Genomic DNA, 14,778 nt, shown 5'->3' on the forward strand with positions numbered 1-14,778 from the left:
AGCAGAAGACAGAACTGCAACGCATTTCACGTTGTGGCACCCGCATCGTCCAGCTGCCCTTTCGGCATGTCGCTTCCCTCGCCCTAGTGGTCGCCGCCTCCGCAATGGCTGGACAGCCGGCGGTCCATTATGCCGCCGCATTATCGCAGCGTACGAGGCCCTGTCATGACCGCCGCCCTTCACCCCGCCGAACCGCCATTGGCAACCGATCGCGCCCGTCGCGGCGGCCGCGCGGGCAAGCGCGCCGGCGGCTCGGCGTCGTTCGAACAGCCACCGTTTCGCCAGTTGAAAATCCCGCTGACGCCGACCAAGCTGGTCTCCGACGACGAGCTGGAATCGATCCACCTTGCCTCCTTGCGGGTGCTGAGGGAAATCGGCGTCGACGTCCTGCACGATGAAGCCCGCGGCATCATGAAGGCGCATGGCGCCGATGTCCGCGAAGGCAGCGAGCGGGTGCGCTTCGACAGCGACATGATCCTCGAACTCGTTTCGCATTGCCCGTCGGAATTCACCATCCATGCCCGCAATCCTGCGCACAATGTGCGCTTTGGCGGCGACAATCTGATCCTCTCGATGATGGCGTCGGCGCCCAACTGCTCCGATATCGATCGCGGCCGCAGGCCCGGCAACCAGCAGGACTACCGCAATTTCCTGCGGCTGGCGCAGATGCACAACATCCTGAACTGCACCGGCGGCTATCCGGTCGAGCCGATCGACATCCATCCGTCGGTCCGCCACCTCGAATGCATCCGCGATCTTGCCACGCTGACCGACAAGGTCTTCCACATCTATTCGCTCGGCAAGGAGCGCAATGTCGACGGCATCGAGATCACCCGCATCGCGCGGGGCATCAGCCACGAGCAATTGCTCGAGGAGCCGTCGGTCTTCACCATCATCAACACCAATTCGCCGCTCAAGCTCGACGTGCCGATGATGGAAGGCATCATCCAGATGTCGAGCAAGGGCCAGGTCGTCATCGTCACGCCATTTACCCTGTCCGGCGCCATGGCGCCGGTCACCATCGCCGGCGCGCTGGTGCAGCAGAATGCCGAGGCGCTGTCCGGCATCGCTTTCGCGCAAATGGTCCGCAAGGGCGCTCCGGTCGGCTATGGCGGCTTTACGTCCAACGTCGACATGAAATCCGGCGCGCCGGCTTTCGGAACGCCGGAATACATGAAGGCGCAGCTGGTCGGCGGCCAGCTCGCCCGCCGCTATCAAATCCCCTACCGCACCTCCAACACCTGCGCCGCCAACACGGTCGACGCGCAGGCTGCCTATGAAAGCGTGTTTTCGCTGTGGGGCGCCATCCAGGGCGGCGGCAACCTGATGATGCATGCGGCCGGCTGGCTCGAAGGCGGCCTGCGCTGCTCCTATGAGAAGACCATTTTGGACATCGACCTGTTGCAGATGGTGGCCGAATTCTTGACCCCGCTCGACCTTTCGGAAGAGGCGCTCGGCTTCGACGCCATCCAGTCGGTCGGCCCGGGCGGTCATTTCTTCGGCACCCAGCACACGCAGGACCGCTACAAGACCGCCTTCTACTCGCCGATCCTTTCCGACTGGCGCAATTTCGAGACCTGGGCGGAAGCCGGCTCGCCGACGGCACTCGAAAAGGCCAACAAGGTGTGGAAGGAAAGGCTGGCTTCCTATGAAGAGCCATACATCGACCCGGCCATTCGCGAAGAACTCAACGCCTTCGTCGAAAAGCGCCGTGCCGAAGGCGGCGCACCAACCGATTTCTGACCGACACTCGGCAACACGATGACTTCGCGTCGAGGCGCGGAGTCATTGCTGACAAATCAACTGATTCAGTTTATGCAAAAACGGACCTAACTTTATGAAATCTCACGTCAAAGCGGTTGTCATCGGTGGCGGCGTCGTCGGCTGCTCGGTGCTTTATCATCTGGCCAAGGCCGGCTGGACCGACATCATGCTGATCGAACGCTCGGAGCTTACCTCCGGCTCGTCCTGGCATGCGGCGGGCGGCTTCCACACGCTGAACGGCGACCCCAACGTCGCCAAGCTGCAGGCCTACACCGTGCAACTCTACAAGGAGATCGAGGAGATTTCCGGCCAGTCCTGCTCGCTGCACCTGACCGGCGGCGTGATGATGGCAGATACGCCAGAGCGCATGGACTTCCTGCGGCTTGCCCACGCCAAGGGCCGCTATCTCGGCATGGACACCGAGCTGATCACCCCGTCCGAGGCCAAGGCGATGTTCCCGCTGATGGACGAGACCAATTTCGTCGGCGCCATGTGGGATCCGGTCGAGGGTCATCTCGACCCCTCCGGCACGACCATTGCCTATTCGAAGGCGGCGAAAAAACTCGGCGCCGAGATCGTGCTGCGCAACCGCGTCGTCGAACTGACACAGGAGGTCGACGGCACCTGGAACGTCGTCACCGAGCAAGGCACGGTGAAGGCCGAGCACGTCGTCAACTGCGGCGGCCTGTGGGCGCGCGAGATCGGCCGCATGGTCGGCGTCGAATTGCCGGTGCTGGCGATGGAGCACATGTATCTGCTCACCGAGCCGATGCCGGAGGTCGAGGAATTCAACAAATCGACCGGCCGCGAGATGATCGGCGTGCTCGACTTCAAGGGCGAGATCTACACCCGCCAGGAGCGTAACGGCATCCTGCTCGGCACCTACGAAAAGGCCTGCAAACCGTGGTCGCCTGTCAACACGCCCTGGGATTTCGGCCATGAGCTGCTGCAACCCGATATCGACCGCATCGCACCGTCGCTGGAGATCGGCTTCAAGCATTTCCCCGGCATCGAAAAAGCCGGCATCAAGCAGATCATCAACGGCCCCTTCACCTTCGCGCTCGACGGCAACCCGCTCGTCGGCCCGGTGCAAGGCCTGACCAATTTCTGGTGCGCCTGCGCCGTCATGGCCGGTTTCAGCCAGGGCGGCGGCGTCGGCCTCGCGCTGTCCAACTGGATGGTCCATGGCGATCCGGGCTTCGACGTCTGGGGCATGGACGTGGCCCGCTTCGGCGAATGGGCGAGCCTGCGCTACACCAACGCCAAGGTGCGCGAAAACTATTCGCGCCGCTTCTCCATCCGCTTCCCCAATGAGGAACTGCCGGCCGCGCGGCCGGCGCAGACGACGCCGCTCTACGACACGATGCTGGCCAACAACGCCGTCATGGGCGACAGCTGGGGTCTCGAGACCCCGCTCTGGTTCGCGCCGAAGGGCAAGGAGCCGAAGGACATCGTCTCCTTCCACCGCTCCAACGATTTCGGCCCGATCGGCGAGGAAGTGCGCGCCACCCGCGACAAGGTCGGCGTCACCGAGATCGCCAACTTCGCCAAATACGAGGTGTCGGGACCGGGAGCGGAAGACTTCCTCAACCGGCTGATGACCAATCGCATGCCGAAGACCGGCCGCATCGTGCTGACGCCGATGATCAACGAATTCGGCAAGCTGATCGGCGACTTCACCATCGCCAAGGCCGGAGAAGACCGCTTCATGATCTGGGGCTCGTCCGCCGCGCAGAAATACCATATGCGCTGGTTCGAAAAGCACCTGCCCAAGGACGGTAGCGTGCGCATTCACCGCTTCGACCAGACGCTGGTCGGTCTCTCCATCGCCGGGCCGAAATCCCGCGACCTGCTGCAGAAGCTGGTCGATGTCGACATTTCGACCAAGGCCTTCCGCTTCATGGATTTCCGCGAGATGGCGGTCGGCGGCGCGCCCTGCATGGTCAACCGCATCACCTATACCGGCGACCTCGGCTACGAGATCTGGATGGCGCCAGCCTATCAGCGCCTGGTCTACAAGGCGATCAAGGATGCCGGCGAGGAATTCGGCCTGGTCGATTTTGGCATGCGCGCCCTGCTGTCGATGCGCCTGGAAAAGAACTTTCCGACCTGGTTCCGCGAACTGCGCCCGATCTACGGGCCGTTCGAAGGCGCGATGGACCGCTTCATCAAGCTGGAGAAGAACGATTTCATCGGCCGCGAGGCCGCCGCCAGGGAACAGGCGGAAGGACCGAAACTGCGCCGCGTCTCCTTCTTCGTCGACGCCGCCGACGCCGATGTGATGGGCGATGAGCCGATCTGGGCCAAGGTCGGCAAGGATTATGGCACGGTGGAAAAGCCGCATGGCTACGGCGCGCCGCGCTTCGACACCTCTGGCAAGGAAGTGCGTGGCTCGAAGGCCGCACAAGGCGCCTCGGCCGTGCGCGGCATCGTCGACGGCGACTGGCGCGTGGTCGGCTGGGTCACCTCCGGCGGCTATGCGCACTATGTGCAGAAGTCGATGGCGCAGGGCTATGTACCTGCGGCACTTGCCGAGGATGAGAGCACCGGACTGTTCGAAATCGAGATCCTCGGACATCGACGCCCGGCGCGCATCAATGTCGAGCCGCCTTTCGATCCGAGCGGCGAGAAGATGCGGACTTAGGGAACAGGCTGGAGCTACATTGTGCAGGGTAAGGTCTCATGCTAGCGGAGCCGGCGGCAAATCGTGCCGGCTTGGGCGATGAGAATTCCTTGAAGTATTCCATGAAATGGGCCGAGTGGCTCGGCGAGGCCAGGATCGGCCCCTTCCCCGCGGCGATCGTCATGGTCGCGCTTTACTGCTGCCTTCAGATCGTCGTGCTGCCGCTTGTCAGCCTCTGGGCGGGAACCGGGGTCGGCGTCGATGACTCCGAACAGCTGATGTATATGCGGTTTTTATGGGCCGGCTATGGCGGCTCTCAGCCGCCGCTCTATTCCTGGCTCGGCTGGCTGACGTCGTCGGTGTTTGGAACCAGCATCGTCACGCTCAAAATCCTGAAATACTCGCTGATTTTCATTGGCTTGACGTCGGTCTTTGTTGCCGTGCGCAAGCTGGGATACTCCCAGCGAACCGCGGTAGCTTCGATGTTCGGCGTATGGCTGTTTCCCCAGGTGATCTGGGAAATGCAGCACACCTTGTCGCACAGCGTCGCCGCCTTGTGTCTTTCGGGCGTGCTGTTGCTGGCGCTGATCCAGCTTCTGCAGCGCAAGTCACCGCTGGCCTATGTCCTGTTCGGACTTGCGATAGGCGCGGCCATTCTGGCGAAATACAATAATGTCATCCTGATCGCCGCAATGCTGGCGGCAGCCTTGTCGTTGCGCAAAACGCGCCAGGTCATCCTGCGTCCGCAGATCGTGATCAGCTTGATCGCGGCGATATTGGTATGTGTGCCGACACTGTACTGGAACGCCACGCATCCGGGAGATCTGCTGGCACGCAGCTACAAGTTCGGCATCGATGACGGTAACGGCGCCCTTCCCGTCGCGCTGCGCGGCATCCTCGACCTCGGCCAGGCCGTGTTGAATTTTGCCATTCTGCCGGTCGTGATCTTTGAGGTGGCAATGCTGGCGGCGCGGATCGGTCCATCGACGTTGCGCGAACGATTTCCCGATTCCGAGAAACTGGTGTGGCGCATTCTCGGCTTCGGACTCTGCATCACCATTATCCTGATGCTCGCCAGTGGCGCCACCCGATTCCAGGATCGCTGGTTGCTGCCGATCCTGCTTTTTCTTCCTGTTGCTTTCGCCGTCCGCATGGATGCCCTCGGCGAAAAAGGCAGGATCGCACAAAACCTCGTCATCACCGTCGCAGCCGCACTGGCCATTCTGATCCTGCCCGTGACGTGGGCCTACCAGGTCTATGGCGGGAAGGGCCAGGGGCGCGTCGTCCGTCTCGACTACCAGACCTTGTACCGTGATCTGACCGCGGATGGCGCGATCAAGACGGTCACGTCGGACTGGCACTGGGTCGGAAACCTCAGGCTCGCCGACCCCAACCTTGTCGTGCTCGGAAAAGAAGTGCCAGGCTTTGCTGCCTTGCTGCAGGAGCCCGCCGTGCTGGTCTGGCTCGACAAGCCAAACCCGGAACCGGGCATCCTGGAGCGCATCCACCAGGCAGGTTTTGTCGTGGACGGCGCAAGCCATAGTCTGAGGATTCCCGAATTTTTCGGCGCGAGCGACGGCAGGCTTGTAAACGTCGTCAAGCTGAAGAAGCAGGACGCAAAATGAGCGAGCACGGCACCGAGCGACGGTTCGGTCGCCACCGCAAGATCATGCCGTTCGAGCCGGGTGAAGCCGGTTCCATCGATGCGCTGCGCCTGAAGTCGCGCCGGAAAGCCGCCGAACTCAACCAGCATGTGCTGGGCTATGGCGCACTGGCGGAAGCCGAATGGCAGGCCGCCGGCATCGCCGCTCCCGACTTGCCCGCCATGCGCCAATACCGTCTCGACCGCGTCCGTGCCGAACTCAAGCGCCGCGACTATGCCGGAGCCCTGCTCTACGACCCGATCAACATCCGCTACGCGACCGACTCGACCAACATGCAGCTCTGGGTCGCACACAATCCGACCAGGCATTGTTTCGTCGCTACCGAGGGCCCGGTGGTGCTGTTCGATTATTTCTCCTGCGAGCATCTCTCCGACCATTCCGGCGTCGTCGACGAGGTGCGGCCGGCGGTGTCGTGGATGTATCTCTACAGCGGCGAACTGACCGAACTGAAGGTCCGCCGCTGGGCGGCTGGCATCGCCGACCTTGTGCGGGAGCATGGCGGCGGCAACAGCCGCATTGCCGTCGACCACATCAACCCCCAGGGCGCCGAGGAACTCGCCCGCCTCGGCATTTCCGCCGGCAATGGCGAAGCGGTGATGGAGAATGCGCGGCTGATCAAATCGCCCGACGAGATCCTCGCCATGCGCCGCTCGATCGTCGCTTGCGAAGCGGCGATGGGCGAGATGGAAAGGGTGCTGAAGCCAGGCATCTCCGAAAACGAGTTATGGGCCGAACTGCACCGCGGCAACATTGCGCGCGGCGGCGAATGGATCGAAACCCGGCTGTTATCGTCGGGCCCGCGCACCAATCCGTGGTTCCAGGAATGCTCGTCCCGAATCATCGAAGCCGGCGATCTCGTTGCGTTCGACACCGACCTGATCGGCCCCTACGGCTTCTGCGCCGACCTGTCGCGCACCTGGCTCTGCGGCGACAAGAGACCCTCGAACGAACAGCAAGACCTCTACCGCATCGCCGCCGATCAGATCGCCCGCAACACCGCCCTGATGCAGCCGGGCACATCGTTCCGCGATCTTGTCGAACGCTCGGCGGTGCCGCCTGGAGATTGCTTCCCGACGCGCTATGGCGTGCTCTATCACGGCGTTGGCCTCGCCGACGAATACCCGACGCTGCCGCATCCCAGCGACTGGACGCAAGATACGCCGGACGGCGTTCTCGAAGCCGGCATGGTGCTGTGCGTCGAGAGCTATATCGGCCGGCTCGGCGGCCACGAGGGCGTCAAGATCGAGGAGCAGATCCTGATCACCGAAACCGGCAACGAGCAGCTCTCGACCTATCCGCTCGACGAGCGGCTGCTGGGCGGCTGATCGCTTCCCGATTCGATTTCAGCCAACCGCCGCGACAGCCTCGCGCAACGCGGCGACGATCTTTTCCGGCGTCGTTCTGGCGGTGATGAACGGCAGGCCCTTGCGCCGCCCCGTCCAGCCAACGACCTTCACCGCTTGCGCCGCTGGCTCGAAGCGACGCGCCAGCGCCCAACTCTCACAGTCGATGGCCGCGACATCGGCCCTGCCCTCTGCAATGGCGACGATCGAGGCGCGGTGGCCGCCGCTTGGCTGCCTTGCCGCGAAGAAGTCGAAGCTGTCACCCATAGCCTCCAGATCGCGCTTCAGTCCGAGGAAGCCCGACATCGAACCGGTATCGTTGAAGGTGAAGCGCTTGCCGCGCAAGAGATCGAGCGGGATCAGCGGAGCACCGTCATCCGGCGACGCAACCGATGGCCCGCCATCCGCCCGCATCACCAGCGCGCTGGAATAGAGCTCGCCCTGGCCGCCTTCATAGGTATCGTAGCTTGGCTGGGCGACCACCTGGACATGCGCCGACAGGCCATGGTCCATCGGCCCCCAGCAGGTCTGCGCGAAGAGCAGCGCCGGATGCAGCCAGAGCCGGTGAAAATCGAGTTCGTCCGGGGGAAGCGTCGCAGGATCGGGCGCGATGATCTTGCCTTCGGCGTCGCGGATACCTCCCGGAACCGGCGGCAGGTCGCCATTGCGGCGGACAATAGACTGCGGCGCGTCGATGCCTGCCTGCCGAAAGGCATCGCGCAGCCGTACCCACTGGGCATCGACCTCGCCCCGCATTTCGGGCCAGTCATACATCGGCAACGCCGCAACGAATTCGCTCATGCCGGAAATCGACCGTTATGCCAGAGGATTGATGGGATCACCGGCGCCAGACGCCCGTAACGACCATAGCCGCTAACGCGGCAAAGTCGCAAAACTCATTCTTTCGGCGGCTCGGCGGGAACCGGTGCGCTGCCAAGCCCATTGAGGCTGCGCGCCCTGACGCGCGGCTTGAATGCCCTGCCCAGCTCCGGCGAACGCCTGAGCACAGGGTGGACGACCGGCTCTTTCGCCTTGAAGGCGTAGGCCCTGAGCAGCGCGAAATAATTCGGATAGGCGTAGCCATTGTTCATCCGCAGCCATTCGTCACGGCGGTCGGCAAACAGCTTCGGCAGCCGGTACCAGGCCACTGTTGGGCTCTTGTGATGGACGAGGTGCAAATTGTTGTTGAGGAACAGAAAGGACAGCGGCGAACGCTCGACGATCACCGTGCGGCCTTCCGGATGCTCCGACCATTGGTGCTCGGCAAAGGTGCGGACCGAGATCAGCGACTGGCCGAGCCACACCGGCACCAGGATGTAGAGCCACAGCGGGATGCCGAAGCCGAACTGCACGATGGGCAGCACCACTGCGAGACCAATCGCGTGCAGCAGCCATGCCTTGCGGATCGTCCTGTCGCCGGCGGCCATCTGCTTGGCGTCGTCGATGAAGAAGCCGATGCAGGAAAGCCATGGGCCGAGCACGAAGCGGCCGACCATGGTGTTGTTGATCCTGAGCACGAACTTCATCGCCGGCGGCAATTCGTCATGATGCCACAGCGCCTTGTAGTAGCTCTCGGGGTCGTCAAGCGGATCGGTCAGCCGTTCGTCGGCGTGGTGGCGCAGATGAATGGTCTTGAAACGGCGGTAGGGCCAGGCGAGACCGATCGGCAGGAAGACGAACGCTTCGTTGACCCGCGCGTTGCGGGTCGGATGACCGTGCAGCACTTCGTGCATGATCGATGATTGCAGCGCGGCGGTGAAGGACAGTATGGCAAGGGCCAGGATCGGGTAGGACGGCCAGATCAGAAACCCGGCAATGAGCCAGATGCCGTAGCAGAAAAAGGTGAGAAACACGGTCGGCCATTCGATGGCCGTTGCACTGCGTCGTCCATTACCCGTGTTCGTCATACGATCGACCACTGCCTTTCAGTCGCCGGAATCCCTCTGATTCCTGACAGCATTGTGTCAGGAGTGATCGGTTGCCGCAACGCGACAAAGTGCACGAACTGTTGCGATTGCGCATTTAAAGCCGCACATGTTATGTATTGTAAACAAACCTGAGGATTCATTTACGCCTGAGGCATGGTCTCGTTGGCCTCAGCGCAAATTTTTCCTCCCGAAGCCGGAGCGGAAACGATGGACAAGCGCGACCTGTCGACGATCTTTCGCGAGCGCCTGAAAATGCTCTTGACACGGTCGGACTTGAACCAGTCCGCTTTCGCCATGGCTGTGGGCATCGACCGTTCAGCGCTTTCGCAGCTACTCTCCGGCGCCTCGACCCGCCTGCCCCGCGCCGAAACGCTGCTCAACATCGCCGCCGAATTCAAGGTGTCGCTCGACTGGCTGCTCGGCCTCAGCCAGGACGAGGGCGTCACCGGCGAAATCCGCGAAAGCCTCGAGATCGAGGAGGCGCCCGACGGCTTCGACCGCACGCTGCTGGCCAAATGGCATGCCGAGGCCGCGGGCACGAAAATCCGCTACGTGCCGGCCGGCATTCCCGACCTCCTGCGCACCGAGGCGTTGGTCGACTATGAAGCGGGCATCGCCAACAAGAGCCGCGAGGCGCAGGCCGGCGAGACGCAATACCGCATCGACTACAACCGGCGGCCGGAAACCGACATGGAAGTCTGTATGCCGCGCCACACACTGGAGATCTTTGCGCGCGGGCTGGGCGTGTGGGATCGTTTCCCGGAGGCCGAACGCCGCCAGCAGCTTCTCCACATGGCAACGCTGCTCGACGACCTTTATCCGACCTTCCGACTGTTTCTCTATGACGGGCGGATGCGCTATTCGATCCCCTACACCATCTTCGGCCCCTATCGCGCCGCCATCTATGTCGGTGACATGTATCTGGTGCTCAACGCGACCCAGCCGGTCCGCACCCTGACCAGCCATTTCGACAATCTGATCCGTGCCGCGGATGTCAACGCGCATGAGGCCGCCAGCTTCACGCAAAGGCTGGCCGAGATGCGATTTTGACAGGCGACAGCGCGCCTCTCGACATTGACGCCATATAAAGAGTTCTTTATATCCTTATCCAAAGAAAATTCCCTGGAAGGCGTATCTCACCATGACCAACCCGATCGACGCGCTGCTTGCCGAAAAGGGCGTTCTGCTCGCCGATGGCGCCACCGGCACCAATCTGTTCGCCATGGGGCTGGAGGCCGGCGAGGCTCCCGAGTTGTTGAACGAGACCGCGCCCGACACCATCACCAGCCTGCACCAGAATTTTGTCGATGCCGGCGCCGACATCATCCTGACCAATTCCTTCGGCGGCACCCGCCATCGCTTGAAGCTGCATCATGCGCAGGACCGCGTGCATATGCTGAACCAGCGGGCCGCCGAGATCGCCCGCGCCGTCGCCGACAAGGCTGGCCGCAAGGTCATCGTCGCCGGCTCGGTCGGCCCGACCGGCGAATTGCTGGTGCCGCTCGGCGCCATGACCTATGACGAGGCGGTCGACGCCTTTGCCGAACAGATCGAAGGACTCAAGGCCGGCGGCGCTGAAGTCGCATGGATCGAAACCATGTCGGCGCCGGACGAAATCCGCGCCGCGGCGCAAGCCGCCATCCGCGTCGGCCTGCCCTACACCTATACCGGCTCCTTCGACACCGCCGGCCGCACCATGATGGGCCTGCTGCCGAAGGATATACATGGCGTCGTCGATGGACTGTCGCAGGCGCCGCTCGGCGTTGGCGCCAATTGCGGTGTCGGCGCCTCCGACATTCTCGCCTCGCTGCTCGACATGACCGAGGCGAAGCCGGAGGCGACGATGATCGTCAAGGGCAATTGCGGCATTCCCGAATTCCGCGGCACCGAGATCCACTATTCCGGCACGCCCGAACTGATGGCCGACTATGTCAGGCTCGCCGTCGATGCCGGCGCCAGGATCGTCGGCGGTTGCTGTGGCACCTCGTTCCAGCACCTTGCCGCGATGCGCAAGGCGCTCGATGCGCACACCAGGTCGGATCGCCCGACAGTCGAAACGATCGTCGAGCGCATTGGCCCGATGCGCAACAAGGTGGCGACGGAAAATACCGCCGAGACCAGCGAGGCCCGCCGCGAACGCCGGCGCAGCCGCGCCTGACGCTATCCGGTTTCGCCTATTGCTTGTTTTCGACGGTTTGGGACCGCGTCAATGGGCAGTCCTCGACGGCAGTCTTGTCGCCGCCAATTGACATCGCTGCAGTCGACGGGCGCGGATCGGTGATCTGCTCCAGCATCATACGGAAGCGATCATTGTTCAGAGCCGATATCGCCGTATGCAGGGCCGCATCGACATCGTCCCTGATACGGCGGGATTCCGCTGACAACCCCGATGCCGCTGCCGGCACTGCGTTCTCAACAGCCCTGATCGCCACGCCCGGCTCCCTCAAGTCCCTATATTAGCTACAGCGTAACAACAGGAGATTGCGATCTTGTGCCGGAATTGCTGCGTAATTTAACAAATCCGGAACAAAGCTCCTTTGCGCGTCGAAGTGTCCGGGCGTATCTTGTGCTTCCAATTGGCCGCACGTCGCCCTAACAAAAAAGGCCGGCGAAGGAAAAATCCTTCGCCGGCCTGCCTCACCCGCCCGTGGGCCGGCATTCAGAACGATCCCACCTCATCGCCACTACCGATTGCCGCCGAGCGCCGAGGCAAGGCGCACAAGCGAGAGGAACTCGGACCTGTATCCGAACGGGTCGGCTCCCCGGGCGGCGGTGGCAATCTCCATGATCCTGTCGTAGCCGAACTTCGCGGTCGCATCCTCGTCGCGCAGTTTCTGGCCAAAGGCCGCGACCGCGACGGAGAAGCGCTGATCGGTGCTGGCCTGGTCGAAGGACGACACTTCATTGGCTGAAGTCACCGGCGTGGTGATCAGCTTGGAAACGTCCTCGTTCGGCAGCTTGTAGCGGATCTTGACGAAGGCATATTCGTCGGCGTTGGCAACGCCGCCATTGTTCACCGAAGCCTGGCCGTAGCGCAGCGGATCGATCTGTTCGCCGCCGCTGCCCTTCGGCGTGATTTCGTAGATCGCGGTGACCGAATGGCCGGAGCCGATCTCGCCGGCATCGACGCGGTCGTTGTTGAAATCCTCGCGGTTGAGCGCACGGGTCTCGTAGCCGATCAGCCGGTATTCCGAGACCTTGTTCGGATTGAACTCGACCTGGATCTTCACGTCCTTGGCGATGGTGAACAGTGTCGAGGACGCATCCTCGACCAGCACCTTCTCGGCCTCGGCCAAAGTGTCGATATAGGCGGCCGTGCCGTTGCCGTTCTGGGCAATGGTCTGCATCATCTGGTCGTTCAGATTGCCGCGGCCGAAGCCGAACACCGACAGGAACACCCCGGTCTTGCGCTCCTGCTCGATCAGCCGCTTCAGATCGTCATCGTCGGTCTGGCCGATATTGAAGTCGCCGTCGGTGGCCAGCATCACCCGGTTGACACCGTCCTTGACGAAGGACTTTTGCGCCAGCCGGTAAGCTTCCTTGATGCCCGCCTCGCCGGCTGTCGAGCCGCCAGGCCTCAAAGTATCGATGGCATTGAGGATCTTGTCCTTCTCCGAGACCTTGGTCGGTTCGAGCACGGTGCCGGCATCGCCCGCATAGGTGACGATCGAGACCGTGTCGTCGGGCTTCAGCTTGCTGACCAGCAGGCGGAAGGCCGACTGCAGCAGCGGCAGCTTGTCCTGCTCGTTCATCGAGCCCGAGACGTCGATCAGGAAGACCAGATTGGCCTTGGGCTGCTCGGCCGGCTTGACGTCGAAACCCTTGATGGCGACATGCATCAGCTTTGTGTGCTCGTTCCACGGCGTCGGCATGACGCTGACGGTCGAGTTGAACGGTGTCGTGGCAGCGTCCGGACCCTTCCAGTCATAGGGGAAGTAATTGATCATCTCCTCGACGCGGACCGTGTCGGCCTGCGGCAAAGCACCTTCCTTCAGCGAGCGCCGCACGAAGGAATAGGAGGCCGTGTCGACGTCGATCGAGAAGGTCGAGACCGGGTCTTCAAGCGCTGCGCGCACCGGATTGGTCTTGAAATCCTCGACGCGGTCGCGGTTTTGCTCCGGCGGCAGCATCTGGTCGGCCGGCATGGCCTTCGGCTGCACCATCAGCTTGGATTCGGCGCCTGGCATGCGGCCGACCCGGGCTGCATTGGGCGCGCTCGGCATGAGCCCGGCACTCTCCCGGGAAAATTCATCACTGGGCGCGGGCGCGGCCGGCAAAGTGCCGTGCTGCATATCTTTGGTATTTTTGTACGTCTTTAGGTCAAACCTCGGCGACAAAACCGGCGCTGCCGACGGATCCTGCTGCACCAGGCCGCCGGCAGCAGTCGACTCGGATTTCGGCGGCGGCGCCGGCGCGACAAGCGCCTCGGTCGCGTCGCGGCTTTCGCTGTCGGCGTCGGCTTTCTTCTGCTTGTCCGGCTCGGCTACCGTCAGCGGCTTCACGGTGGCTGGTTTGTCGGCCAGCGTTTCGGTGATCTTCCCGCCCGTACTGGAATGGAGCGACTGCTCCTGCAGCATATAGATGGTGGCGTATCCGGCGATCGGCAGGGCAACGAGCCCGGCAATGGCCGGCGTGGCGAAGAGTTTCTTTGGCATGATTTCGCTCCAGAGCTTTTGTGCTCGCTCTGTGAGACGAAGACCGCTCGCCGATCCTTGGGCGGCGGTGTCAGTTTTTTCGTCCATGTCATAGGCGCGCATCGCGGCCTCGAAGGCACGCGCCTTCGCGTCGGCATCCGGCACCGGTACATCTGCGTGGCGCAGCCTGTTGAGTTCGTTGTCGTCGACCATGGTCACACTTCCCCGGCCGAGCGCATCAGCGTCTTCAGCCGTTTCTTCGCTTCATGGATGTGCCAGGAAACCGTCGCCTCCGAAATCGCCATCACCTCGGCGGCGGCTGCGTGGCTGAGCTCTTCGCCGTAGACCAGAAGCACCGCGTCGCGCTGCTTGTCCGGCAGCTTTCGCACCGCCGCCCAAAGCGCCTCTGCCGGGTCTTCCGGCTCGGCCTGCGCCTCTCCCGAGATCAGCGCGTAGGCGCCATAGGCTTCGGTCTTGATCGTCTCTCGGGCGGTCTTACGCATCATGTCGCGCGCCGCGTTCAGCGTCATGGTGTAGAGCCAGGTCGTGAAGGCGCCGCCGCCACGATAGTCGCGGATCGCCCGGCCGAGCCGGACGCAGACTTCCTGGGCGATGTCCTCGGCGTCGGCCTTTTTCCCGCACCAGCGATAGGCGGCGCGATAGACGAAACCATAGTGCCTTTCGAGCAATTTGCCGAAAGCCCCTCTGTCTCCGCCCTTCGCCCGCCCGATCAACTCGGCGTCGGAGGCTTCGCTTTCATCCAGCATCATCGCCGTCATTTGCCTGTTGGACGAAGGCTAGTGGTGATTCCTTTGGATGATG

11 protein-coding genes are annotated in these 14,778 nt (G+C 62.8%); 6 read left to right on the forward strand and 5 right to left on the reverse strand.

The window, feature by feature from the left end:
• Positions 1-165: 165 nt before the first annotated feature.
• The 4 genes from C9427_RS16870 to C9427_RS16885 all read left to right on the forward strand — a co-directional run bounded on the left by C9427_RS16870 (position 166) and on the right by C9427_RS16885 (position 7,376).
• Positions 166-1,743: a trimethylamine methyltransferase family protein gene (locus tag C9427_RS16870; protein WP_107650267.1), complete on the forward strand. Its 1,578-nt coding sequence runs from the start codon at positions 166-168 to the stop codon at positions 1,741-1,743.
• A 94-nt stretch (positions 1,744-1,837) separates the two neighbouring features.
• A complete protein-coding gene (locus tag C9427_RS16875; protein WP_107650268.1) occupies positions 1,838-4,408 on the forward strand; it encodes a GcvT family protein in 2,571 nt (856 codons plus the stop codon).
• Positions 4,409-4,602: 194 nt separating this feature from the next.
• Entirely contained in the window at positions 4,603-6,012 is a 1,410-nt protein-coding gene (locus tag C9427_RS16880; RefSeq protein WP_245437092.1) for an ArnT family glycosyltransferase, read from the forward strand.
• Positions 6,009-7,376: a M24 family metallopeptidase gene (locus tag C9427_RS16885; RefSeq protein WP_107650270.1), complete on the forward strand. Its 1,368-nt coding sequence runs from the start codon at positions 6,009-6,011 to the stop codon at positions 7,374-7,376. Before C9427_RS16880 ends, C9427_RS16885 begins: the two co-directional genes overlap by 4 nt.
• Positions 7,377-7,394: 18 nt before the next feature.
• Here C9427_RS16885 and C9427_RS16890 read toward each other — a convergent pair whose 3' ends face one another.
• Both C9427_RS16890 and C9427_RS16895 read right to left on the reverse strand, forming a co-directional pair.
• Positions 7,395-8,195: a phosphate/phosphite/phosphonate ABC transporter substrate-binding protein gene (locus C9427_RS16890; RefSeq protein ID WP_107650271.1), complete on the reverse strand. Its 801-nt coding sequence runs from the start codon at positions 8,193-8,195 to the stop codon at positions 7,395-7,397.
• Positions 8,196-8,290: 95 nt separating this feature from the next.
• Positions 8,291-9,301, reverse strand: a complete 1,011-nt coding sequence (locus C9427_RS16895; RefSeq protein WP_167434382.1) for a fatty acid desaturase — start codon at positions 9,299-9,301, stop codon at positions 8,291-8,293.
• Positions 9,302-9,529: 228 nt separating this feature from the next.
• Here C9427_RS16895 and C9427_RS16900 point away from each other — a divergent pair, with 228 nt between their 5' ends.
• The gene (locus C9427_RS16900; RefSeq protein ID WP_107650272.1) at positions 9,530-10,372 is read left to right on the forward strand and encodes a helix-turn-helix domain-containing protein; all 843 of its coding nucleotides are present in this window, start codon (positions 9,530-9,532) and stop codon (positions 10,370-10,372) included.
• A 91-nt stretch (positions 10,373-10,463) separates the two neighbouring features.
• Positions 10,464-11,480: a betaine--homocysteine S-methyltransferase gene (gene bmt / locus C9427_RS16905; RefSeq protein ID WP_107650273.1), complete on the forward strand. Its 1,017-nt coding sequence runs from the start codon at positions 10,464-10,466 to the stop codon at positions 11,478-11,480.
• Between the two features lie 16 nt (positions 11,481-11,496).
• Here the strand turns inward: bmt and C9427_RS16910 are convergent, their stop codons facing one another.
• The 3 genes from C9427_RS16910 to C9427_RS16920 all read right to left on the reverse strand — a co-directional run bounded on the left by C9427_RS16910 (position 11,497) and on the right by C9427_RS16920 (position 14,735).
• Positions 11,497-11,754: a hypothetical protein gene (locus tag C9427_RS16910; protein WP_245437093.1), complete on the reverse strand. Its 258-nt coding sequence runs from the start codon at positions 11,752-11,754 to the stop codon at positions 11,497-11,499.
• Positions 11,755-12,006: 252 nt separating this feature from the next.
• Positions 12,007-14,169 (reverse strand): vWA domain-containing protein, encoded by a 2,163-nt coding sequence (locus C9427_RS16915; protein WP_107650275.1) that lies wholly within the window; start codon positions 14,167-14,169, stop codon positions 12,007-12,009.
• Between the two features lie 2 nt (positions 14,170-14,171).
• Positions 14,172-14,735: an RNA polymerase sigma factor gene (locus tag C9427_RS16920; protein WP_107650276.1), complete on the reverse strand. Its 564-nt coding sequence runs from the start codon at positions 14,733-14,735 to the stop codon at positions 14,172-14,174.
• Positions 14,736-14,778 lie beyond the last annotated feature (43 nt).

Origin of the sequence: Mesorhizobium helmanticense (assembly GCF_003034915.1) — a bacterium.
GTDB lineage: Bacteria > Pseudomonadota > Alphaproteobacteria > Rhizobiales > Rhizobiaceae > Mesorhizobium > Mesorhizobium helmanticense.

What these genes read in the sequence shown, in the direction of transcription:
- C9427_RS16870 (WP_107650267.1), top strand. Translation starts at nt 166, where the DNA reads ATGACCGCCGCCCTTCACCCCGCCGAACCGCCATTGGCAACCGATCGC.
- C9427_RS16875 (WP_107650268.1), top strand. Translation starts at nt 1,838, where the DNA reads ATGAAATCTCACGTCAAAGCGGTTGTCATCGGTGGCGGCGTCGTCGGC.
- C9427_RS16885 (WP_107650270.1), top strand. Translation starts at nt 6,009, where the DNA reads ATGAGCGAGCACGGCACCGAGCGACGGTTCGGTCGCCACCGCAAGATC.
- C9427_RS16890 (WP_107650271.1), bottom strand. Translation starts at nt 8,195, where the DNA reads ATGAGCGAATTCGTTGCGGCGTTGCCGATGTATGACTGGCCCGAAATG.
- C9427_RS16895 (WP_167434382.1), bottom strand. Translation starts at nt 9,301, where the DNA reads ATGACGAACACGGGTAATGGACGACGCAGTGCAACGGCCATCGAATGG.
- C9427_RS16900 (WP_107650272.1), top strand. Translation starts at nt 9,530, where the DNA reads ATGGACAAGCGCGACCTGTCGACGATCTTTCGCGAGCGCCTGAAAATG.
- bmt (WP_107650273.1), top strand. Translation starts at nt 10,464, where the DNA reads ATGACCAACCCGATCGACGCGCTGCTTGCCGAAAAGGGCGTTCTGCTC.
- C9427_RS16915 (WP_107650275.1), bottom strand. Translation starts at nt 14,169, where the DNA reads ATGGTCGACGACAACGAACTCAACAGGCTGCGCCACGCAGATGTACCG.
- C9427_RS16920 (WP_107650276.1), bottom strand. Translation starts at nt 14,735, where the DNA reads ATGACGGCGATGATGCTGGATGAAAGCGAAGCCTCCGACGCCGAGTTG.